The sequence below is a fragment of the Rhizomicrobium sp. genome, assembly GCA_037200985.1.
GTDB lineage: Bacteria > Pseudomonadota > Alphaproteobacteria > Micropepsales > Micropepsaceae > Rhizomicrobium.
The window spans coordinates 3,702,592-3,723,264 of record JBBCGJ010000001.1; the positions used below are offsets into that span (position 1 = coordinate 3,702,592).

General features: G+C 68.1%; 21 protein-coding genes. 15 read left to right on the forward strand and 6 right to left on the reverse strand.

Annotation, left to right across the window (positions count from 1 at the left end):
- Positions 1-48: 48 nt before the first annotated feature.
- A complete protein-coding gene (locus tag WDN01_18285; GenBank protein MEJ0027979.1) occupies positions 49-873 on the forward strand; it encodes a sterol desaturase family protein in 825 nt (274 codons plus the stop codon).
- Between the two features lie 6 nt (positions 874-879).
- On the opposite strand, the gene WDN01_18290 is transcribed toward WDN01_18285, so the two are convergent.
- Together WDN01_18290 and WDN01_18295 are read right to left on the reverse strand one after the other, a co-directional pair.
- Positions 880-1,317, reverse strand: coding sequence for a pilus assembly protein N-terminal domain-containing protein (locus tag WDN01_18290; protein MEJ0027980.1), 438 nt, complete (start codon positions 1,315-1,317; stop codon positions 880-882).
- 66 nt (positions 1,318-1,383) lie between these two features.
- On the reverse strand, positions 1,384-2,814 hold the full coding sequence (locus tag WDN01_18295; protein MEJ0027981.1) for a hypothetical protein: 1,431 nt from the start codon (positions 2,812-2,814) through the stop codon (positions 1,384-1,386).
- Between the two features lie 302 nt (positions 2,815-3,116).
- Here WDN01_18295 and WDN01_18300 point away from each other — a divergent pair, with 302 nt between their 5' ends.
- The 9 genes from WDN01_18300 to WDN01_18340 all read left to right on the forward strand — a co-directional run bounded on the left by WDN01_18300 (position 3,117) and on the right by WDN01_18340 (position 11,706).
- Positions 3,117-3,281 (forward strand): Flp family type IVb pilin, encoded by a 165-nt coding sequence (locus WDN01_18300; protein MEJ0027982.1) that lies wholly within the window; start codon positions 3,117-3,119, stop codon positions 3,279-3,281.
- A gap of 88 nt (positions 3,282-3,369) precedes the next feature.
- On the forward strand, positions 3,370-3,879 hold the full coding sequence (locus tag WDN01_18305) for a prepilin peptidase (GenBank protein ID MEJ0027983.1): 510 nt from the start codon (positions 3,370-3,372) through the stop codon (positions 3,877-3,879).
- 104 nt (positions 3,880-3,983) lie between these two features.
- Positions 3,984-4,796 (forward strand): Flp pilus assembly protein CpaB, encoded by an 813-nt coding sequence (cpaB, locus tag WDN01_18310; GenBank protein MEJ0027984.1) that lies wholly within the window; start codon positions 3,984-3,986, stop codon positions 4,794-4,796.
- 2 nt (positions 4,797-4,798) lie between these two features.
- Complete coding sequence (locus WDN01_18315) at positions 4,799-6,289, forward strand: type II and III secretion system protein family protein (protein ID MEJ0027985.1); 1,491 nt, start codon at positions 4,799-4,801, stop codon at positions 6,287-6,289.
- Positions 6,290-6,300: 11 nt separating this feature from the next.
- Positions 6,301-6,981: a CpaD family pilus assembly protein gene (locus tag WDN01_18320; protein ID MEJ0027986.1), complete on the forward strand. Its 681-nt coding sequence runs from the start codon at positions 6,301-6,303 to the stop codon at positions 6,979-6,981.
- An 11-nt stretch (positions 6,982-6,992) separates the two neighbouring features.
- Positions 6,993-8,243, forward strand: coding sequence for a pilus assembly protein CpaE (locus WDN01_18325; protein MEJ0027987.1), 1,251 nt, complete (start codon positions 6,993-6,995; stop codon positions 8,241-8,243).
- Between the two features lie 3 nt (positions 8,244-8,246).
- Positions 8,247-9,740: a CpaF family protein gene (locus tag WDN01_18330; protein MEJ0027988.1), complete on the forward strand. Its 1,494-nt coding sequence runs from the start codon at positions 8,247-8,249 to the stop codon at positions 9,738-9,740.
- A 7-nt stretch (positions 9,741-9,747) separates the two neighbouring features.
- Positions 9,748-10,713 (forward strand): type II secretion system F family protein, encoded by a 966-nt coding sequence (locus tag WDN01_18335; protein MEJ0027989.1) that lies wholly within the window; start codon positions 9,748-9,750, stop codon positions 10,711-10,713.
- 12 nt (positions 10,714-10,725) lie between these two features.
- Complete coding sequence (locus WDN01_18340; protein MEJ0027990.1) at positions 10,726-11,706, forward strand: type II secretion system F family protein; 981 nt, start codon at positions 10,726-10,728, stop codon at positions 11,704-11,706.
- 279 nt (positions 11,707-11,985) lie between these two features.
- Here WDN01_18340 and WDN01_18345 read toward each other — a convergent pair whose 3' ends face one another.
- A complete protein-coding gene (locus WDN01_18345; GenBank protein ID MEJ0027991.1) occupies positions 11,986-12,918 on the reverse strand; it encodes a tetratricopeptide repeat protein in 933 nt (310 codons plus the stop codon).
- A gap of 207 nt (positions 12,919-13,125) precedes the next feature.
- Here WDN01_18345 and WDN01_18350 point away from each other — a divergent pair, with 207 nt between their 5' ends.
- The gene (locus tag WDN01_18350) at positions 13,126-14,184 is read left to right on the forward strand and encodes a TAXI family TRAP transporter solute-binding subunit (GenBank protein ID MEJ0027992.1); all 1,059 of its coding nucleotides are present in this window, start codon (positions 13,126-13,128) and stop codon (positions 14,182-14,184) included.
- On the opposite strand, the gene WDN01_18355 is transcribed toward WDN01_18350, so the two are convergent.
- Positions 14,181-14,846, reverse strand: coding sequence for a glutathione S-transferase (locus WDN01_18355; protein MEJ0027993.1), 666 nt, complete (start codon positions 14,844-14,846; stop codon positions 14,181-14,183). The genes WDN01_18350 and WDN01_18355 overlap by 4 nt on opposite strands.
- Before the next feature lie 112 nt (positions 14,847-14,958).
- Between WDN01_18355 and WDN01_18360 the strand changes: the two genes are divergently transcribed.
- Positions 14,959-16,335 (forward strand): leucyl aminopeptidase family protein, encoded by a 1,377-nt coding sequence (locus WDN01_18360; protein ID MEJ0027994.1) that lies wholly within the window; start codon positions 14,959-14,961, stop codon positions 16,333-16,335.
- Positions 16,332-17,159 carry a C40 family peptidase gene (locus WDN01_18365; protein ID MEJ0027995.1) on the forward strand — a complete coding sequence of 276 codons (828 nt, stop codon included), beginning with the start codon at positions 16,332-16,334 and terminating at the stop codon, positions 17,157-17,159. The genes WDN01_18360 and WDN01_18365 overlap by 4 nt, the downstream gene beginning before the upstream one ends.
- Positions 17,160-17,253: 94 nt before the next feature.
- Here WDN01_18365 and WDN01_18370 read toward each other — a convergent pair whose 3' ends face one another.
- Both WDN01_18370 and WDN01_18375 read right to left on the reverse strand, forming a co-directional pair.
- Entirely contained in the window at positions 17,254-18,189 is a 936-nt protein-coding gene (locus WDN01_18370; GenBank protein MEJ0027996.1) for a glyoxylate/hydroxypyruvate reductase A, read from the reverse strand.
- 39 nt (positions 18,190-18,228) lie between these two features.
- Positions 18,229-18,837 carry a cytochrome c family protein gene (locus WDN01_18375; protein MEJ0027997.1) on the reverse strand — a complete coding sequence of 203 codons (609 nt, stop codon included), beginning with the start codon at positions 18,835-18,837 and terminating at the stop codon, positions 18,229-18,231.
- Positions 18,838-18,947: 110 nt separating this feature from the next.
- Between WDN01_18375 and WDN01_18380 the strand changes: the two genes are divergently transcribed.
- Positions 18,948-19,685 carry a 3-deoxy-manno-octulosonate cytidylyltransferase gene (locus WDN01_18380; protein MEJ0027998.1) on the forward strand — a complete coding sequence of 246 codons (738 nt, stop codon included), beginning with the start codon at positions 18,948-18,950 and terminating at the stop codon, positions 19,683-19,685.
- Positions 19,682-20,545: a prephenate dehydratase gene (locus WDN01_18385; GenBank protein MEJ0027999.1), complete on the forward strand. Its 864-nt coding sequence runs from the start codon at positions 19,682-19,684 to the stop codon at positions 20,543-20,545. The genes WDN01_18380 and WDN01_18385 overlap by 4 nt, the downstream gene beginning before the upstream one ends.
- Positions 20,546-20,673 lie beyond the last annotated feature (128 nt).

Below are 20,673 nucleotides of genomic sequence, written 5' to 3' on the forward strand. Positions count from 1 at the left end.
CAAGGATTTGGGACTTAGGCTCGTCTTGCCTCCGCACGGAACCCCTTCATGATCGGTCCCCTGGCCGCCGACATCGTCAACGGCTTCGCGCACACCCTGCTGCGCGTGCTGCCCTACATGGCCGTCATGGGCGGGGTCTTCGCGGGCCTGAGCGCGTTCGCGCCGTGCAATCCGGGCGCGCCGTGGTGGAAGAAGCGCGGCCTCGTCACCGACCTGTGCTACTGGTTCATCGTGCCGGTGTTCACGCGCTATGGCCGCATCGGCTTTTCGGTGCTGCTGACCGTCTATCTGCTGGGCATCAACACCACCCAGGGCATCGTCGCGTTCTTCGAGTTCGGGCACGGGCCGATCGCGCGCCTGCCGTTCTGGCTGCAATTCGTGCTCTATCTGCTCAGCACCGAGTTCCTGCTCTACTGGTCGCATCGCTTCTTCCACATGACCAGGCTGTGGAAGTATCACGCCATCCATCATTCCTCGGAAGACGTCGAATGGACGTCGGCGGCGCGGTTCCACCCGGTCAATCTGCTGCTCGGCACCGTGCTGGTCGACGTGCTGGCGCTGATGGCCGGCTTCTCGCCGGACATCTTCCTGATCATGGCGCCGCTCGACACGCTGACCTCGGGCTGGGTGCACGCCAATCTCAACTGGACGCTGGGGCCGCTGAAATACGTGATCGCCGGACCGGTGTTCCACCGCTGGCATCATACCCGCGAGCATGACGGCAAGAACTTCGCCGGCACCTTCTCGTTCTTCGACGTGCTGTTCGGGACGTTCTACATGCCCAAGGGCGAACTGCCGGAGAATTACGGCATCGACGACGCCGCCATGCCCGAGAGCTTCGGCCGCCAGGTGCTCTATCCGATCGTGAACTGAAAGGCGCTATTGCGCGGTCTTGCTGCCGAGGTCGAGATGCTTCGAGACGTCGCCCATCACGTCGGAGAAGCGCGCATCGCCCGGCAGCGGCGCGGTCTCGCAGCGCGAGCTCGAACAGGCGAGCGTCGTCTGCGCCGCGCCCCGGGTCAGCGTGACCGTCGCGCCGCGCGCGCCCGATACGGTGACGGAGGTGTTGGAGATCTCGCGGCCCTGCGAATCGAGCGCGATGACGTTGGTCGTGCCGAAGGACTTGCCGAGCACGAAGGCGTGCCGCGAGTCGATGACGTTGACGTCTGCGATCGAGGGATTGCCGACATAGACGGTGGTGACCGGCTTGCCGAAGGTGACGGTGCGCACCTCGTCCATCGGAACCGAAACGCCGGCGGCGAAGGCGGTCGTGCCGGCAAGGCTGAAGGCGAGTGCGGCAAGAGTGACGCGGCGCATGTGCGTGATCCCGGGTTTCGCTGTCCGCCAAAGTATCGCGCGCGGCGTAAAAGAGGGCTTAACTTTTCATCGCGCCGGATCGCCGGTCCTGTCCCGAAACTGGACGACCGCGAAGCGGTCGGCATGGAGCCGGCGCCAGCCCGGCATCGCGTCGAGTTCCGCGACGAGCGGCGAGGACGCATCCAGGATCGACCAGCGGATGCCGTACCGGCGGATGGTCGCGCGAAGCGCATCGGGCCTGGCCAGCGCGGCGTAGTTCTCGAGCGCCGCCTCGCCGTACAGCTCGGCGCGCGAATCGATGAAGGGCTTCACGCCCGAGAAGATGAGATAGCCGCCGAAGGCATAATCGTTGAGCACCGGCTCCGCCCGCAGCGTTGCGGGCACGGCGGCCAGCGCGCTTTGCGGCGCCACCGGGGAATCGCCGCGCAGGACGGGTAGGGCGAGGCGCAGCCCGCAAAGGACCAGAAGACCCGCCATCGCAAGCGCGACCGACAGCCTGGACCGGTCCTCGCGGACCTTGCCGAACGCCCGCGACAGCGGCTCGGCAAGCAGCAGCGGCGCCGCCACGGCGAACACGATCTGATGACGCGCATGCGCGAAGGCCAGGACGGCAAGCGCGACCAGCATCGCCGCGCGCACCGCCGAGAGGCGCACCCGCCGCGTCGCGATCACATAGAGCGCCGCCGCGATAACGGGCACGATCGGCTGGAACAGCGTGAGCGGCGTCGCCTGCCACTCGCCGATGGCGGCGAGCGCCGGCGTCGCCATCAGGGTCAGCGGAAAGACCACGCCCTGCGCGAAATGCGGATTGATCAGCGCCGCGCCCAGCGAAGCCATCCCGAAGACGCCCCAGCTGCGAAGCGTGCGCAGGCTGCGCTCCTCGAGCAGCGCTTCGAGCGCCAGTCCGCCCGCCAGCGCGAAGCCGAGCAGGAAGCTCGCATGGACATTGACCCAGATCGCCATCACCGGCAGCAGCGCGAGGCTCGGGGCGCGCCTGCGGCTCCTGGCCGTTACGAGCTCCGCAGTCCAGATCGCGAGCAGGGGCAGCGCCAGAAGATGCGGCCGCGCCAGCAGGCTCGCCGTCATGCAGGACATCGCCAGCACGGTCGCGGCGGCCTGCGCCCTGGGTTCAAGCCAGCGGCCGAGCGCGTCGGCGAGCACGAACACGGTCGCCGCCGCGGCGGCGGCGAACAGCACGAGCAGCCCGCTCCATCCGCCCGCCGCATAGGCGAGCGCCATCGCGATCTCGGCCAGCCATTCATGCGCTTCCCACGGCGCGCCGGCGAAGGTGTAGGAGAACGGATCGCGGAACAGGATCGCGTGATCGTCCAGCATCCGGCGTCCCGCCGCGATGTGCAGGAACGTATCGCCGTCGTTCAGCACCTGTGGCGCGAACGCGGTCACGGCGAAGGCCAGCAGCGCGGCGGCCGCCGTCACCGCGCCGCGGCCGCTCCACGCGGCGGCGCGCCATCCGGACATCGAAAGGGCGATGGTCATCGTCTATCGGTAGCGCAAAGCGATGAGGGAATGATTGACTGCGTCCGGTGAACGCGGCTCGGCGGCGGAACCCGGATGAACCGCCGCGTTTCGGGCGAGACGGTTAACAATGCGCCGATATTAATCCTGACGCATGTTCCCGGCCGGCCATTCCGTTCGATATCGGTACATGTCCCGGATCGTGAGGATTGCGAGTTTAATCCGTCGTTAAGCCAGCCGCACTAGACTCACGGCTGTCCAGGTTGGTCTCTCGCAATTGATGCTGGCCGGACGTCCAAGGGTGTCATTTTGTGGAGGCTTTCATGAACAATCTTTTCGCTCGCTTCGTGCGTGACGAATCCGGCGCGACGGCCATCGAGTACGGCCTCATCGCGGCGCTCATCGCCGTCGTCATCATCGGTGCCGTTCAGGTCGTGGGTACCAACCTGTCGACCACCTTCACCACGGTGTCGGGCAAGATCAAGTAAACGTTCGCGCTCTTTGGCACGGACGTCTGGCGTGCGGCCGTTCCCGCCTGGGCGCGGCCGCTCGCATGCCTCTTGAACGGGAAAGCGGATGGCTGCCGAGCTTCTCGTCCTGATCGTGCTGCCCGCCCTTCTGGCGCTCGCGGCCGGCTGGGACCTTGCCAGCTTCACCATCCCCAACTTCCTCCAGCTCGCCCTGATCGCCGCCTTCGCGGCGTTCGTGATCTTCGCCGGCCTGTCGCCCGCCGCGATCGGCGGCCACCTGCTGGCCGGCTTCGTCGGCCTCGCGGTCGGCTTCACGCTGTTCGCGCTTGGCTATGTCGGCGGCGGCGACGCGAAGCTGTTCGCCTGCGTCGTGCTGTGGATGGGATTCCGCAACCTGCTCGACTACGCGCTCGTCGCCGCGGTGATGGGCGGAGGCCTCAGCCTTCTCATCATCGCGATGCGGCGGCTGCCGCTTCCCGTCTTTCTCGGCTCGCAGCACTGGATCGCGCGCCTGCACGACGCCAAGGCCGGCATCCCGTACGGCGTGGCGCTCGCCGCCGGTGCCTTCCTCGTTCTTCCGCAGACGGAAATTTTCAAAATCGCCGCCGCGATCTAGCGGCACGCATCCTCGATCGCGCGCCATGATTCGCTTGCACGGCTTTATGTTAAGCAAATTCTAAAGGGTTCGTGGTCGGATCGCACCCAAAGGAGTTTGGGCTCATGAACATGCCGCGCATGCTGGTTCTCGGTCTCGCCGTCGTCGCCGCGGTCGCCGCCGTGCTGATCGTCCGCGGTCTGATGGGCGGCGGCACGCCGCAGGTCCAGGCGATGCTGCCCAGGCCGCAGGTCGTCACGAGCGAAGTGCTCGTCGCGTCCGTGCCGCTCCAGCCCGGCCAGCCGCTCGACGCGTCGCTGGTGCGCTGGCAGACATGGCCGAAATCCGACATCGATTCGAGCTTCCTCACCCATGAAGACACGCCCAACCTCCAGGCCGCGCTCGCCGGCACGGTGGTGCGCGCGCCGATGGTGGCGGGCGAGCCGTTGACGGCGACGAAGTTCGTGCATGGCGACGCGGCGGGCTTCATGGCCGCCACGCTTCAGCCCGGCATGCGCGCGGTGTCGATCCCGATCGCCACCGAATCCGGCGCCGGCGGTTTCATCCTGCCGAACGACCGCGTCGATCTTCTGATGACCGAGCAGATCTCCGACACGCCGCGCCGCTTCCGCGCCCGCATCGTGCTCACCAATATCCGCGTGCTGGCGATGGACCAGACCTACAAGCAGGACAAGGACCAGAAAGTGGTCCTGGCCAAGACCGCGACGCTCGAATTGTCGTCCGACCAGGCGCGCACCGTGGTGAAGGCGCAGGCCGGCGGCCCGCTCAGCCTGGCGCTGCGCGCGCTCGGCGACAACTCCAAGCCGACGCCGATGGCGGCCAATCAGGCGAACGACGACGACGGGCCGGACGGCAGCGGCGTCACCGTCATCCGCTTCGGCGTGGTCCCGAACGGCGCGAACGGAAGGAAAGAGTGACGATGCGCAATATCCTTCTCGGGCTCGCCCTGGCCGCGCTCGGCCTCCTGGCCGGCAGCGCCGTCGCCGCGCCGCCTTCCGACGGCGCCGTGCGCGTCATCTCGATCAATACCAGGAACGGCACCGTCAGCCAGCGCATCGTGCTGTCGACCAACAAGGCCGTCGTGGTGCAGCTCGACGCCGACGCGCGCGACGTGCTGGTGTCGAGCCCCGACATCGTCGACGCCGTGGTGCGCAACCCGCGCCGCATCTTCCTGCTCGCGCTCAAGACCGGACAGACCAACGCCTTCTTCTTCGACGCCGCCGGCCGCCAGCTCGCCTCGATCGACATCCGCGTCGAGAAGGACACGACCGATCTCGGCACGATGCTCCGCAACGACATGCCCGACGCGAACATCAAGGTCGCGTCGATGAACGACAATGTGGTGCTGACCGGCACCGTCGCCAGCGCGCAGGAATCCGCCCGCGCCCAGGACGTCGCGGCGCGCTTCGCGGGCGACCCGCTCAAGGTCGTGAACATGCTTCGGGTCGCGGCCAGCGAGCAGGTGATGCTGCGCGTCCGCATCTCGGAGATGCAGCGAAACATCGCCAAGCAGTTCGGCGTCGATATCGCCAGCGCCGCCATCGTCGCCGGCGTGCCGATGGTGGGCTCCTCCGCGCCCGCCTTCGGGCTCACGGGACGCGCGCTCAACGACCTGACCGGCGGCCAGATCGGCCAGATCTGCAACGGCGCCACCGGCAGCACCGTGCAGAACCCGCTCACCGTGTTCCAGCAGGGCGGCAGCTGCAGTCTCCAGCCCAACAATCTGCAGGGCGCCCTGCAGGCGCTGGAGCAGGTCGGCCTGGTGCACACGCTGGCCGAACCCAATCTCACCGCGGTGTCGGGCGAGACCGCCAAGTTCCTCGCCGGCGGCGAATTCCCGGTTCCGGTCGCTAAGGACAACCAGGGCAATGTCACCGTCGAGTTCAAGCAGTTCGGCGTCGGCCTGTCCTTCACGCCCGTCGTGCTGAGCGCCGGGCGCATCTCGCTTCAGGTCTCCACCGAGGTCAGCGAGCTCACCAACACCGGCGCCTTCACGCTGCAGGGCACGACGACGGCCCAGGGCCTGACGATCCCGGCGCTGTCGGTGCGCCGCGCCCAGACCACGGTCGAGCTTCCCTCGGGCGGCAGCTTCGCCATCGCCGGCCTGATGCAGCACAATTCCAAGCAGGTGCTTCAGGCGCTGCCCGGCGTGAAGGATCTTCCGATCCTGGGCGCGCTGTTCCGCAGCCGCGACTTCCAGAACGACGAGTCGGAGCTGGTGATCGTCATCACGGCCTATCTCGTCACGCCGACCGCGATGGCCAATATCGCGCTGCCGACCGACGGATTCCTCTCGCCGACCGATCCGGAGACCATCCTGCTCGGCCGTCTCAACGCCGTCCACGACAACAAGCCCGCCGGTACCGCGAAGCCCAACGCTTCGTCCGGCGTCGGCTTCATCATCCAATAGGGAAATTTGCGATGGTGCCCAACGCCAAGGATTTTCTGAAGCTCGCGTCGCTCCTCGCCGTCCTCGCGGCGGGAAGCTGCGCCGCGCCGATCAACGATGCGAATATCGGCCTGCTCGACGATCCGGCCGTCAACCATCCGATCCAGGTCCAGCCGAACTTCCACACGATCAGCCTGCCCTTCTCGGGCAACGATGCCGGCCTGATGCCGGACGATTCGCAGCATTTCGACGCGTTCGTCGCCGGCTATGTCCAGCACGGCAACGGCGCGATCTCGATCGCGGCGCCGGCCGGCCGCGACGCCTCGGCGGCCATCGAATATTTCGGCGAGCGCCTGGCCTCGGCCGGCGTGCCGCGCGACCGCATCCTGGTGGGCACGCGCGACGGCGGCGACGGCAAGGTCGAGCTCGGCTATATCGGCTATGACGCGACGACCGCGCCCTGCGGCGACTGGTCGGCGAATTACGGCGATACCGCCTCCAACCGCGTCTCGCCCAATCTCGGCTGCGCCACCCAGCACAACCTCGCCGCCCAGATCGCCGATCCGCGCGACCTCGTCGCGCCGCAGCCGATGGGCGCGGGCGACGCCGCGCGCCGCGCCACCGTCTACAGCAATTACCGGGACGGCAAGCCGACCGGCGCCACGCTCACGCCGGAACAGTCGGGCGCCGTCGCCGACGTGAACAAGCAATAGGATTCGTCATGGTGAAACACGCACCGGAACCGGAAGAGGCCTTCGGCGCCGCGCCGCACGAGCGGCCGGTGCCGCGCATCTCCATCGACGCCTTCGTCGAATTCCCCGATACCGGCGCCGCGCTGCAGCGGGCCGGCGCTGACCGCCGTCTCGCCAAGGCGCATATGAACGTCCAGCTCGGCGGCATCAATGCCGCGATCGAGCACTTCCAGGGCCAGGTCACGCCCAATCTTCTCGTCGTCGAGACCCGCCTCAACGGCCAGGCGGCGCTGCAGGAGCTCGACCGGCTGGCCGAGGTCTGCGATCCCTCCTCGAAGGTCATCGTGGTCGGCCGCGTCAACGACGTCGAGCTCTATCGCGAGCTGATGCGCCGCGGCGCCTCGGAATATCTCGTCGCCCCGCTCAACCCGCTGCACCTGATCGAGGTGATCTCCGGCCTCTACACCGATCCGGAGGCCGCTCCCATCGGCCGCATCGTGACCTTCGTCGGCGCGCGCGGCGGCGTGGGCTCCTCCTCGCTGTCGCACAATGTCGGCTGGTGCATCGCCGAGGAATTGCGCATCAACACCACCATCGTCGATCTCGACCTGCCCTTCGGCACCACCGGCCTCGATTTCAACGACGAGCCGAGCCAGGGCGTCGCCGACGCGCTCTCCGCGCCCGAACGCCTCGACGACGTGCTGCTCGACCGGCTCCTCGTGAAACGTGGCGACCATCTGTCGATCTTCTCGACCGCGGCGCAGATCGACCGCGACTACGAGGCGGCCACCGACGCCTATGAATCGGTGCTCGACGCGGTGCGCCAGTCCACGCCCTGCGTCATCGTCGACGTGCCGCATCTGTGGACGCCCTGGATCAAGGCCACGCTCGTCAGCGCCGACGACATTGTCCTGGTCGCCACGCCCGATCTCGCGAGCCTGCGCAACACCAAGAACCTGGTCGAGATCCTGCGCCAGAGCCGCGCGAACGACTCGCCGCCCCGGCTCGTCCTGAACCAGGTCGGCGTCGCCAAGCGGCCCGAGATCCCGGTCAAGGACTTCGCCGAGACCATCGGCATCGAGCCGTCCCTCGTCATGGCGTTCGATCCCTATCTCTTCGGCCAGGCCGCCAACAACGGCCAGATGCTGAACGAGCTGGCGCCGAAATCGCCGGCCGCCGGCAGCATCCGGCGCCTCGCCGAACTCGTCACCGGGCGCGTGCCGCAGCCGCTGCAGAAGGCCTCCCCGCTTCTTTCGTTTTTTGCGAGCAAGAAGAGAGCGTAACCGATGTTCGGCAAGCGCAACGCCTCGACGGACGCCGTCGCGCGGACAGCACCTCCCGCGCCGCCGCCGCTCACGCCCGGCGCGCCGCCCAAGGCCCCCGTGGCCGCCGCCGGCGCGCCGCCGAAGGCGGACGCCCAGGGCGGAAGCGTTCCCCAGCGCAGCGCGCCGCTCCTCGTGACCCCGTCGCCCAAGGCGGGCGCGCGCGCCGTCGCCGACACCCGCTCGGACGACTACTACCAGATCAAGTCGACGATCTTCTCCGCGCTGATCGACACCATCGATCTGGCCCAGCTCGCCCAGCTCGATCCGGATTCGGCGCGCGAGGAAATCCGCGACATCGTCAACGAGATCATCTCGATCAAGTCCGTGGTGATGTCGATCGCCGAGCAGGAACACCTGCTGCAGGACATCTGCAACGACGTGCTCGGCTACGGCCCGCTGGAGCCGCTGCTGGCGCGCGACGACATCTCCGACATCATGGTCAACGGCGCCAACCGCGTCTTCATCGAAGTCGCCGGCAAGGTGCAGCTCACAAATATCCGCTTCCGCGACAACGCGCAGCTGATGAACATCTGCCAGCGCATCGTCAGCCAGGTCGGCCGCCGCGTCGACGAATCCTCGCCGATCTGCGACGCGCGCCTGCTCGACGGCTCCCGCGTCAACGTGATCGCGCCGCCGCTGGCGCTCGACGGGCCCACGCTCACCATCCGAAAGTTCAAGAAGGACAAGCTGACGCTCGACGATCTCGTCAAGTTCGGCTCCATCAGTCCCGCCGGCGCGCGGGTGCTGGCCGTGATCGGCCGCTGCCGCTGCAACGTCCTGATCTCCGGCGGCACCGGCTCGGGCAAGACCACGCTTCTGAACTGCATGACCGCCTATATCGACGCCGACGAGCGCGTCATCACCTGCGAGGACGCGGCCGAACTGCAATTGCAGCAGCCCCATGTCGTGCGCCTGGAAACCCGCCCGCCGAACCTCGAAGGCCAGGGCATGATCTCGATGCGCGATCTGGTGCGAAACTGCCTGCGCATGCGTCCCGAGCGCATCATCGTCGGCGAAGTGCGCGGACCCGAAGCGTTCGACCTGCTCCAGGCGATGAACACCGGCCATGACGGCTCGATGGGCACGCTGCACGCCAACAGCCCGCGCGAGGCGATGTCGCGTCTGGAATCCATGATCACCATGGGCGGCTTCCAGCTTCCGACCAAGACGATCCGCGAGATGATCGTCGGCTCGATCGACGTCATCCTGCAGGCCGAGCGCCTGCGCGACGGCTCGCGCCGCATCACCAAGGTCACCGAGGTGGTCGGCACCGAGGGCGAGGTGGTGATCACCCAGGATCTGATGAACTACGAGATTTCCGGCGAGGACGAGACCGGCCGCCTCAAGGGCAAGCATGTCGGCACCGGCATCGTGCGCCCCAGCTTCTGGGAGCGCGCGCGCTACTACAATCTGGAGCGCGAACTGGCCGAGGCGCTCGACGCGCTGCAGCAGTGAGGCGCTGATGCTCTATCTCGTCGCATTCGCGTTCCTGGTCCTGGCGATGGGCGGCGGCTATTACGCCTTCGCCGGCGGCGACGGCCGCAGCGCGCGGGTCAACGCCATCGCCAAGCCGCAGGCCGGCGGCCGCGGCGTCAAGGCCCCGGACAGCGCCGCGCTCAAGCGCAAGAACGTCCAGGCGCTGCTCAAGGAAATCGAGGACAAGCAGGCCGAAAAGAAGGTCAAGATCACGCTCGCCCGGCGCCTTGAACAGGCGGGCCTGCCCAACGTCTCGGTGCGCACCTACTGGATCGTGTCCGGCGCCCTCGCCCTGGTCGCGGCCATGTTCTGCGTCCTGTCCGGCCAGAGCCTCGTCGTCACCGCGCTGGTCGGCTTCGCCTTCCTGCTCGGCGTGCCGCGCTGGGCCCTGGGCTTCATGAAGCGGCGCCGCGAAAAGGCCTTCACCAACGAATTCGCCAACGCGATCGACGTCATCGTGCGCAGCGTCAAATCGGGCCTTCCGACCAACGAGGCGCTGCGCATCGTCGCGCGCGAGGTGCCCAATCCCTGCGGCGCCGAGTTCAACCGGCTGGTCGAAAGCCTGAAGGTCGGCGTCACGCTCGAACAGGGCGTCAAGAAGATGTACGACAGCATGCCGACGCCGGAAGTGAGCTTCTTCGGCATCGTCATGACGATCCAGCAGAAATCCGGCGGCAATCTGTCGGAGGCGCTGGGCAATCTGTCGTCGGTGCTGCGCGACCGCAAGCGCCTGGTCGGCAAGATCAAGGCGATGTCGTCCGAGGCCAAGGCCTCGGCCGCCATCATCGGTTCGCTGCCGCCGGGCGTGATGGGCATCGTCTATCTGACGACGCCGGGCTACATCAAGCTCCTGTTCACCGAGCATATGGGCAACCTCATGCTGCTCGGCTGCGTGATCTGGATGGCGCTCGGCATCGCGGTGATGCGCAAGATGATCAACTTCAAGAGCTAGAGGCGCAAACCTGTGCTCAATGTCGGCATCCTCGAGGTTCTGTTCGACAAGACCTTCATCGCGACGGCCTGCGCCGCGATCTTCGCCTTCGCGACCATCGTTACGCTGGGCCTGCCGCTCGCCAACCGCGACGGTCTCGGCCAGCGCCTCAAAGCGGTGTCGCAGCGGCGCGAGGAATTGCGCGCCAAGCATCTGGCGGCGCTCAGCGCCCGGCGCGGTGCGCTGCGCAGCCAGCCGGTCGGCTACATGAAGACGACGCTCGACCGCTTCAAGCTGGGCAATCTGCTCGAGTCGGAAGACACGCGCGAGAAGCTCTCCAGGGCCGGCTATCGCGGCCAGGGGCCGGTCGTGACCTTCATGTTCTTCCGCTTCGTCATGCCGTTCGCGGTGTTCCTGCTGTCGCTGCTCTATCTCTTCGTCATCGCCCATTTCACCTGGACGCCGACGATGAAGATCACCGTCTCGGTCGGCATGGCGCTGCTCGGCTTCTACCTTCCCGACCTCTTCCTCAACAACAAGATCGCGCGGCGCCAGCAATCGATCATGCGCGCCTTCCCCGACGCGCTCGACCTGCTGCTGATCTGCGTCGAATCGGGCATGTCGGTCGAGTCCGCGTTCCAGCGCGTCGCCACCGAGATCGGGGCCCAGTCCGGCGAACTGGCCGAGGAATTCGGCCTGACGACCGCGGAGCTCTCCTACCTGCCGGAGCGCCGGCAGGCGTTCGAGAATCTCGCCACGCGCTGCGGCCATTCGGGCGTCAAGGCGGTGGCCACCGCGCTCAACCAGGCCGAGAAATACGGCACGCCCATGGGCCAGGCGCTGCGCATCGCGGCGCAGGAAAACCGCGAGCTGCGCATGTCGGAAGCCGAGCAGAAGGCGGCCTCGCTGCCCGCCAAGCTGACCGTCCCGATGATCATCTTCTTCCTGCCCTGCCTCTTCGTGGTGATCCTCGGCCCCGCCATCATGAAGATCATGCACCTGACGCATCACTGAATCGCGCACGCTTCGCGATCGGCCCTGTCCGCTGGCGCCGCTCGGTCCGGCTTGAACCCTCTCGGCCGTCATCGCCCGCTTCATGCGGGCGACCCATTTTGGCGGCGGGAAAGATGGCTTGCCCGGACCAGCCGGGCGATGACGGCCCAATTGTGCGGGCAATTCAAACGAAACGACTCTGGATGTCCTGGCCGGCCGCGTGCGTGGGGACGATCTCAGGACGTTCGGGATCCCGCCGGCGGGACGGTGCGGGCGAAGATCGCGCCGCCTCCGAAAGCCTTACGGCCGGCTGGCGTCCGCCGTCATGCGCAGGGCCGGGATGTGGCTCGCGGCGGGCTTGGTCTTCTTGGGCGGCTTCGGCGTCGTCTGGGCGACGCGGGGCGTGGGACGCGCGGCCGGCTTCGCGGGCTTGGGCGCGGTCGCCGCCACCGGACCGGCGAGCGCGTCGACCGGGACTTCCTGCATGACGACCCGAGCGCCGTCCTGTGTCAGCGGCCGGGGGGCGCCGCTGGCGGAGGGGATGGGCGGCATCGCCGTGCGCGCCACGGGCCTCGTCGCGGGCGCGCCCGCGATGGCACCGGTCGGTGCCGTGGGCGCCGGCATCGCCGTCGGCATGACCGGCGCGGTGCGGTCGAGCAGCGCCAGATTGCTCGCGATGCGCGGATCGGCGGAGCCGCTCGCCTGCGCCTGCATCAGAAGCGTGCGCGCGCTCGCCGTGTCGCCGGCCAGCATGCGCGACATCGCGTAATTGTTCAGGATCGCGGGCTCGCCCGGCTTCAGCGCCAGCGCCCGCTCATAGGCGAGGCGGGCATTCGCCGGATCGTTGCGCTGGTCGAAGGCGACGCCCAGGGCCGAATAGGTCGACCAGTCATTGGGCTGGAGCTGGATCGCGCGGCGCAGGAACGCGATGGCGTCGCCGCTCGCCTTCTGCTGCACCAGAAGCTTGCCGTATTCGCCGACCACGCGCGGATCGTCGGGATAGACCAGCATGAGCTGGCTCATGATGCGCGTCGCGCCGGCGACGTCGCCGCCCAGGCGCAGCGCCTGCGCCTGTCGCACCGCCGCGTCCACATCGGGGGCCATCGGCGAGACGTCGGCGCCGCGCGCCGGCGCGCCGCCCGCATCCGTGTCGGACCCGCCGAAGGCGCCGCAGCCGCCGAGCGTGCCGGCGCAGAGCGCAAATGCCGCGATCCGAACAGCCAAACGATGCATCGCAAGATTCCCTTTTGCCCAAGAGCGCTCCCGGGTTTCAGGATGGACCGGCGGGGGTCAACAAACCCTTAAGTATATTGCGGCATAACGAGATAAAGGCCCGGAACGGCCGGGCGAAAGGCATTCCTCTCAAGCGCGGCGGGAAGGTTACTTTTTTCCGAACGCGTCCAATTCCTGACGCAAAAGGCGAGTTGGATTGGGCAGCTCATGAATATGCCCCGAATCCTCGGTCTCTCGGCCGCCGGTCTTGCCCTGATCGGCGGTGCATTGCTGCTCGCCGTCACGCTCGGCTCGGCGCAGGGCCTGGCGCCGCGCATCTCGTTCCAGATCCTGACCGGCTCGACGGGGGGAACTTATTTTCCGGTCGGCCAGCTCATCGCCGGCCTGCTCAGCCACCCGCCCGGAGTCGACCGCTGCGAGGCGGCGCCGGTCTGCGGCCCCGCCGGCCTGATCATCTCCGCCCGCACCTCGGACGGCGCCGTGGCCAATGTCCTGGCGGTGAATGCCGGCCGCGGCGATTCCGGTCTCGCCCAGGGCGACGTGATCGCCGAGGCGGTCAAGGGCGCCGGCGCCTTTCGCGGCACCGGCAAGCAGCAGGCCGTCCGCGTCATCGCCGATCTCTTCCCGGAAGACGTGCACCTTCTGGTCGCGCGAAAATCGAAGATCCAGAGTGTCGCCGATCTCAAGGGCAAGCGGGTGTCGCTCGGCGCGGCCAATTCGGGAACCGGCGTCACCGTGCGCGCCATCCTGGCGGCCTACGACATTCCCGAGCGCCGCCTGAAGGCGCGCCACGACACCAGCGACGTCGACGCCCAGCTTCTGCAGCAGGGCCAGATCGACGCCTTCTTCTTCGTCGGTGGGCGGCCGGTCGACCTGGTGGACGATCTGATTTCCCACGGCGTGGCGCGGCTGGTTCCCATCGACGGCGGGGGTCGCGACAAGCTGGTCAAGGCGGTGCCGTCGCTGTCGCCCGACGTCATTCCGGCCGGCACCTATCGCGGAACTCCGGCGGTGCAGACGGTCAGCGTCCGCGCCTTGTGGATCGTGAATGCCCGGGTGTCCGACGGTCTGGTCTACGGCCTCACCCGCGCCCTGTTCGATGCCGGCAACCGCGACGCGCTGAACGGCGGGGTGCGCTCGGCGGGGATGATCCGGCTCGACACCGCGACGCAGGACCTGCCCGCGCCGCTGCATCCCGGCGCCGCGCGCTTCTACCGCGAAATCGGCCGCCTGCCGAAGGTGAACACCAAGGCCGGCAAGATCTAGGCCTCGCCCGAATCGATTTCCGTCTGCGCCTCGGCGCCCCAGTCGCGCATCGCGGGCAGCGCCATCACGCGTTCCATGTAGGATTTCACCGCTGCGGGCACATCGACGCCGAAGGTGACGAAGCGCGACACCACCGGCGCATACATACAATCGGCGACCGAGAGGCCGCCGAACAGGAAGCCGCCATCGTGCCCGAACCGCGCCAGCGCCGAGGACCAGGCATCGACGACCCGGCCGATCTGCGCCAGGGTCGCCTCGCGCAGGGTGGGCAAGGGCAGGCGCCGCACGAAATCCATCGAGAGCTGGTCGCGCAAGTCGGGAAAGCCCGCATGCATCTCGGCGGCATAGGACCGCGCCTCCGCCCGCACCAGCGGATCGGACGGCCACAGCCCCGCCGCGGGATGGCGCTCGGCCAGCGTCTCGCAGATCGCAAGGCTGTCCCACACGATCGCCTCGCGTCCGTCGTCCTCCTCGATCCTGAGGATCGGCACGCGCCCCGCCTTGGAATAGCGCTTGATCTCGTCGCCGGTCAGATTCTGCTGGCGCAGCCTGACCTTGATCTCCGCGAACGGCGCCCCCGTCGCGCGCAGCGCAACATAGGGCCGCAGGCTCCAGCTCGACCATTCCTTGGTTCCCACGATCAGCGTGTAGCGCGCGGTCATGTCCTTGCGTCCTCGAAGGGCGCGCACTATCGCCCCATCGCCGCCGCGGCGGCAACATTGCGCGCCAGGACGCGCCGTCCTATCCATCGCCTCGACCCGAAGGAACCGCCCGATGCATCCCAGCCTCGTCAAGTCCGCGCGCGGCGCCATTCCCCTGCACGCCGTGACCAAGGACGGGCTCAAGCGCTTCCTCGCGGAGCTGCCCAGGCGCGACGCGGCCATCCTGAAGAGCATCGGCTTCGCCGCCGGCGAAGGCGAATTGAAGCTCGTGCCGAACGCGGCCGGCGACATCGGCGCCGCCGTGCTGGGGCTGGGCAAGGGCGATGACAAGCTCGCGCTCGCCGTGTTCTCCGAGCAGCTTCCCGCCGGCACCTATCGCTTCGCCGATGTGCCGGACGGCGTGGGCGGTGCGAATGGCGCGCTCGCCTGGATCCTCGGCACCTATCAGTTCACCCGCTACAAGAAGGGAAAGACGCTCGCCGCCAGGCTCGTCCTGCCCGACGGCGTCGACGGCGAAGAGGTCTCGCGCATCGCCGCCGGAATCTTCCTCGGCCGCGACCTCATCAACACCCCGGCCAACGACATGGGCCCGGAAGAACTCGCCGCCGCCGCCCGCGATGTCGCGAAGAAGCACGGCGCGAAATTCGCCGTCGTCGTCGGCGACGCGCTGCTGACGCAGAACTATCCGCTCATCCACGCCGTCGGCAAAGGCTCGGCGCGCGCGCCGCGCATCGCCAGCTTCGCCTGGGGCCGCGCCGGCGCGCCCAAGGTGACGCTGGTCGGCAAGGGCATCGTCTTCGATACCGGCGGCTACGACCTCAAGCCTGCCTCCGGCATGCTGTCGATGAAGAAGGACATGGGCGGCGCCGCGACCGTGCTCGCCATCGCCGACATGGTGATGGGCGCGGGGCTCGATGTCCGTCTCTCCGTCTTCGTGCCGGCGGCGGAGAATTCCGTCTCCGGCAGCGCCTATCGCCCGAGCGATGTGTTCCCCTCGCGCAAGGGCCTGACGGTCGAGATCGGCAACACCGACGCCGAAGGCCGCCTCGTCCTCGCCGACGCGCTGGCGGAGGCCGATGCGGCGGCGCCCGATCTTCTGATCGACATCGCGACCTTGACCGGCGCGGCGCGCACCGCCACCGGTTTCGAATTGCCGCCCTTCTTCACCGACGACGAGGCGCTGGCCGCCGACCTGATGAAGCATGCCGCGCTGGCCGGCGATCCGATGTGGCGCCTGCCCCTCTGGCGCGGCTACGAATCCGCGCTCAACTCCACGGTCGCCGACCTCACCAACAATCCGAACTACGGTTATGCCGGCGCGATCACCGCGGCGCTGTTCCTGAACCGCTTTGTCGAGAAGGCGAAAAGCTGGGTGCATTTCGACATCGCCGCGTGGGTCGACCGCCCCAAGCCCGGCCGCCGCGCCGGCGCCGAACCAACCGCGGCGCGCGCGATCTATTCCCTGCTGAAGGACCGCTACGGCCCGTGAGCGACCCGCGCATCACCCCGGCGCGGCCCGATCTCGCCGCCGCATCGCTGAAGGGCCAGGTCCAGGCGGCCGCCTTCGCCGAGGGCCGCGCCATGACCATCGCGCGCGGCCGCGCCCCGCTCCGGCATTCGCGCTCGCTCGAGGCGGTCCAGGACGACGAACTGCTCTTCGGCGAGGTGTTCACCGTCTATGAGACGAAAGACGGCTGGGCCTGGGGCCAGTCGGCGGTCGATTCCTATGTCGGCTATGTCCACACCATCTTCTGCTGCGATCCCGTCGCGCCCACCCATCGCGTCACGGCCCTGACGACGCCGATCCTGACCGGCCCCGACATCCGGCGCGCGACGCGCGATCTGCTGCCGCTGAACGCGCGCGTGAAGGTCCTGGACCGCGCCAAGGGCTTCATCCGCATCGCGCCCGACGGTTTCGTCTTCGAAGGCCATATCGCGCCGCTGGACGTGCTCGCGCCCGACTTCGTGGCGACGGCGGAGCGTTTCGTCGGCACCGCCTATGTCTGGGGCGGCAAGACGCATGCAGGTCTCGATTGCTCGGGCCTGGTGCAGACCGCGCTCGCGAGCGCCGGCATCGCCGCCCCCCGCGACACCGACCAGCAGGAGACGGCGCTCGGCCAGGCCGTGCCCTTCGCCGAGCGGCGGCGCGGCGATCTCGTCTTCTGGAGCGGCCATGTCGGCATCATGCTGGACGCGGCGCGCCTGCTGCATGCCAACGCCTTCCACATGCAGGTCGAGATCGAGCCGGTGGAAGACGCCGTCGCCCGCATCGCCCCCATCGCCGGCCCGGTGACGGTTGTGAAGCGGCTTTGAAAAAGCTGTCATGCCCGCGAAGGCGGGCATCCAGCGACTGGGCGATTCGCTGAGTCTGTCCTTTCCCGCCTGCGCGGGACGTGACGGAATTGCTTCAATACCCCCGCGTCATGTCCACGACGTTCTTCGGCGCCTCGCCGCGCTCCAGCGCCGCGATCCCGGCGAGGATCGAACGGGTGGCGGCCAGCGGCGAGGTGATCGCCGCGATGTGCGGCGTCGCGATAATCCTGGGATGCTTCCAGATCGGGCTCGTCTCCGGCAGCGGCTCGGTCTCGAACACGTCGAGCGTCGCGCCCGACAGATGCCCGGAGTCGAGCGCCGCGATCAGGTCCGGCTCGTTCACATGCCCGCCGCGCGCGATGTTGACGACATAGGCGCCTTTCGGCAGCTTCGCGAAGGTCTCGGCGCGCAGGATGTGCCGTGTGTCGGGCGTCAGCGGCAGCACGCAGATCAGAAAATCGCAGCCGCCGAGGAACGCGTCCATCTCCTTCGCGCCGGCGAAGCTCGTCACGCCCGCCACCGTCTTGCGCGAGCGGCTCCAGCCGCTGACGGCAAAGCCCAGGTCGCGCAGGCGTGCGGCGCAGGCCGTGCCGATCTCGCCCAGGCCCAATATGCCGACGCGCGTGTCGGCGGTGGCGCGCGGCAGCATGCGCTGGCGCCATTTGCTCTCCGCCTGCGCCGCGGCGAAGAACGAGACGGTGCGGTGCTGCATCAGCACATGGAGCACGGCGAACTGCGCCATCTCGCCCGACAGCGTCGGATCGACAAAGCGGATCAGCGGGATGTGCTTGGGAAAATCCGGATCCATCAGGAACCCGTCGACGCCGGCGCCGAGCGAGAACACCGCTTTCAGGTTCGGCAGCGAGGCCAGCAGGCCCGGCGGCGGGCGGAAGCTCACCGCATAGGCGATCTCGGCCGGGTCGTAGCTGTCGACGCCATGGGCATGGACCCGCAGCCCGCCGACCGACAGCGGCTGTTGCCACAGCCCGCCCCAGCCGGGCGGGACGAGCAGGAGGATCGATCCGTTCATATCGCGCACGCTCACGCCTTCGCGCGCACCGCGCAAGCTTTACTTCGCCGGCGGCGTCGCGGCCGGCGGTGTCGCGGCGGCCGCGGGCTTGGGCGGCGCGGGCGCCGGGATCGGCGGCGGGCTGTCGTTCTGGGTGCGCAGGAACGCGATCAGGTTGATGCGGTCCGCCGCGCTCTTGATGCCCGCGAAGGTCATCTTGGTGCCCGGCACATAGCTCTGCGGCGACTTGATGAACTTGAACAGGTTGTCATAGGTCCACGGATCGTGGCTGGCGCTCATCGCGCTCGAATAGGAGAAGCCGGCTTCGGTCGCGCGCGGCCGGCCGACCACGCCATAGAGCTCCGGTCCGATCTTGTTCGGCCCGCCCTTGGAGATGTCGTGGCACTGCTCGCAGCGGCCGGAGATCGCCTTGCCGCCGGCGACGTCGGCGGTCGGCAGCACCGTGCCCCAATCGGGCAGGGCTTCCTCGACGGGCGCGGTCGCGGCGCCGCCGGTGGAGGCGGTCTCGGTCACACCTTCGACGTGATAGGCCTCCTTGGCCGGCTTCTCCGGCTCGAACAAAGCTTCGGTCGCGAAATTGATCACGAGGACGAAGATCAGCGTGCCCAGGACCGCGCCGGCGATCTTGTTCCACTCCCAGGAATCCATAAGGTCACCGCTCCGCTAAGGTCGCCCGAATGCCGGGCGACATTACCCATGGGCTGGGAACCGTCATTGCGGCGAAGCGTCGCAGAATTCAAGGGAATTCAAGGGTTTCGATGAAACCGATCGTGCTTATCCCCGCCCGCATGGCGTCGACGCGCCTGCCCGGCAAGCCGCTCGCCGACATCGGCGGCCAGCCGATGATCGTGCTTGTGTGGCGTCAGGCGATGGCGGCGGGCATCGGCCCGGTGGCGGTCGCCGCGGCGGAGCCGGAAATCGCCGCCGCGATCGAAGGCGCGGGCGGCCGCGCGATCCTCACCGATCCCGACCTGCCGTCGGGGTCCGACCGCATCTTTCAGGCCCTGAGCCGGCTCGATCCGGGCGGCGAATACGACGTCGTCGTCAATCTCCAGGGCGATCTGCCCGCGCTCGACCCCGCCCAGGTCCGGCTCGTCGCCCGGACCCTGTCGGACAGCGGCGCCGACATCGCGACCCTGGCCGCGCAGATCGACGATCCGGCCGATTGCGACAATCCCGCCGTCGTGAAGCCCGTTGTCGCCTGGCAGGGCAATCGCGGCCGCGCTCTCTACTTCACCCGCGCCCGGGCGCCGTCGGGCGACGGCCCGCTCTACCATCACATCGGCATCTACGCTTACACCCGTGCGGCGCTCGCGCGCTTCGTCGCCTTGCCGCCGTCCCCGCTCGAAATGCGCGAGAAGCTCGAACAGCTTCGCGCGCTGGAAGCGGGCATGAGCATTGCGGTGGCCCGCGTGGACAGCGTGCCGCTCAGCGTCGATACTCCCGCCGATCTCGAAAAAGCGCGCGCGATATTGGGCAAGAAGACGTCGTCATGAGCGGACCGGCCATCTCCAAGGCGCGGCGCGTCGCCTTCCAGGGCGAGCCCGGGGCCTATGCCAACCTCGCCGCGCGCGAGGCGCTGCCGCACGCGCAATACATTCCCTGCCCGACCTTCGACCAGGCGGTCGAGGCGGTGAAGCAGGGCGAGACCGATCTGTGCATCATCCCGGTCGAGAATTCGCTGATGGGCCGCATCGCGGACATCCATCACCTCCTGCCCGAGGCGGGGCTGCACATCGTCGGCGAGCACTTCCTGCGCATCCGCCACCAATTGCTCGGGATCAGGGGCGCGGCGCTCGGCGGCCTCAAAAGCGTCTACAGCCAGGGCCCGGCGCTGGCGCAGTGCCTGAAGGTGATCCGCGAGCTGAAGCTGAAGGCCGAGAACTGGCACGACACGGCCGGTTCCGCCAAGCACATCGCCGAGCTCCAGGACCCGACCGCCGCCGCCATCGCCTCGCGGATGGCGGGCGAGCTTTACGGTCTCGACGTGCTGAAGGCCGATGTCGAGGACGAGCATCACAACCATACCCGCTTCCTCATCATGTCGCGCGAGTTCGATGTCGCGCCGAATGACGGGCGGCGGATCATCACGACCTTCGTGTTCCGGGTGAAGAACATCCCCGCCGCGCTGTACAAGGCGATGGGCGGCTTCGCGACCAACCAGGTGAACATGACCAAGCTGGAGAGCTACCAGCTCGGCGGCTCCTTCAACGCAACGCAGTTCTACGCCGATATCGAGGGCCATCCCGACGACGACAATGTCCGCCGCGCGCTGGAAGAACTCGCCTTCTTCACCTCGAAGCTGACCGTGCTCGGCGTCTATCCGGCGCACGAGTACCGCGACGACATGCCGTGACGTATAATCAGTTCTCGCATAACCAAAACTGTCATGCCCGCGCAGGCGGGCATCCAGCGTCTGGGCGGATAGCCGGGTGTGGATTCCCGCCTGCGCGGGAATGACATTCTGGAATTGGGACGTGAATG

Excerpts from the sequence above, each read along its gene's own strand:
- WDN01_18320 (MEJ0027986.1), top strand. The coding sequence starts at position 6,301 with ATGGTGCCCAACGCCAAGGATTTTCTGAAGCTCGCGTCGCTCCTCGCC.
- WDN01_18350 (MEJ0027992.1), top strand. The coding sequence starts at position 13,126 with ATGAATATGCCCCGAATCCTCGGTCTCTCGGCCGCCGGTCTTGCCCTG.
- WDN01_18375 (MEJ0027997.1), bottom strand. The coding sequence starts at position 18,837 with ATGGATTCCTGGGAGTGGAACAAGATCGCCGGCGCGGTCCTGGGCACG.
- WDN01_18380 (MEJ0027998.1), top strand. The coding sequence starts at position 18,948 with ATGAAACCGATCGTGCTTATCCCCGCCCGCATGGCGTCGACGCGCCTG.
- WDN01_18290 (MEJ0027980.1), bottom strand. The coding sequence starts at position 1,317 with ATGCGCCGCGTCACTCTTGCCGCACTCGCCTTCAGCCTTGCCGGCACG.
- WDN01_18385 (MEJ0027999.1), top strand. The coding sequence starts at position 19,682 with ATGAGCGGACCGGCCATCTCCAAGGCGCGGCGCGTCGCCTTCCAGGGC.
- WDN01_18330 (MEJ0027988.1), top strand. The coding sequence starts at position 8,247 with ATGTTCGGCAAGCGCAACGCCTCGACGGACGCCGTCGCGCGGACAGCA.
- WDN01_18335 (MEJ0027989.1), top strand. The coding sequence starts at position 9,748 with ATGCTCTATCTCGTCGCATTCGCGTTCCTGGTCCTGGCGATGGGCGGC.
- WDN01_18300 (MEJ0027982.1), top strand. The coding sequence starts at position 3,117 with ATGAACAATCTTTTCGCTCGCTTCGTGCGTGACGAATCCGGCGCGACG.
- WDN01_18315 (MEJ0027985.1), top strand. The coding sequence starts at position 4,799 with ATGCGCAATATCCTTCTCGGGCTCGCCCTGGCCGCGCTCGGCCTCCTG.
- WDN01_18285 (MEJ0027979.1), top strand. The coding sequence starts at position 49 with ATGATCGGTCCCCTGGCCGCCGACATCGTCAACGGCTTCGCGCACACC.
- cpaB (MEJ0027984.1), top strand. The coding sequence starts at position 3,984 with ATGAACATGCCGCGCATGCTGGTTCTCGGTCTCGCCGTCGTCGCCGCG.
- WDN01_18355 (MEJ0027993.1), bottom strand. The coding sequence starts at position 14,846 with ATGACCGCGCGCTACACGCTGATCGTGGGAACCAAGGAATGGTCGAGC.
- WDN01_18295 (MEJ0027981.1), bottom strand. The coding sequence starts at position 2,814 with ATGACCATCGCCCTTTCGATGTCCGGATGGCGCGCCGCCGCGTGGAGC.
- WDN01_18360 (MEJ0027994.1), top strand. The coding sequence starts at position 14,959 with ATGCATCCCAGCCTCGTCAAGTCCGCGCGCGGCGCCATTCCCCTGCAC.
- WDN01_18345 (MEJ0027991.1), bottom strand. The coding sequence starts at position 12,918 with ATGCATCGTTTGGCTGTTCGGATCGCGGCATTTGCGCTCTGCGCCGGC.
- WDN01_18305 (MEJ0027983.1), top strand. The coding sequence starts at position 3,370 with ATGGCTGCCGAGCTTCTCGTCCTGATCGTGCTGCCCGCCCTTCTGGCG.
- WDN01_18370 (MEJ0027996.1), bottom strand. The coding sequence starts at position 18,189 with ATGAACGGATCGATCCTCCTGCTCGTCCCGCCCGGCTGGGGCGGGCTG.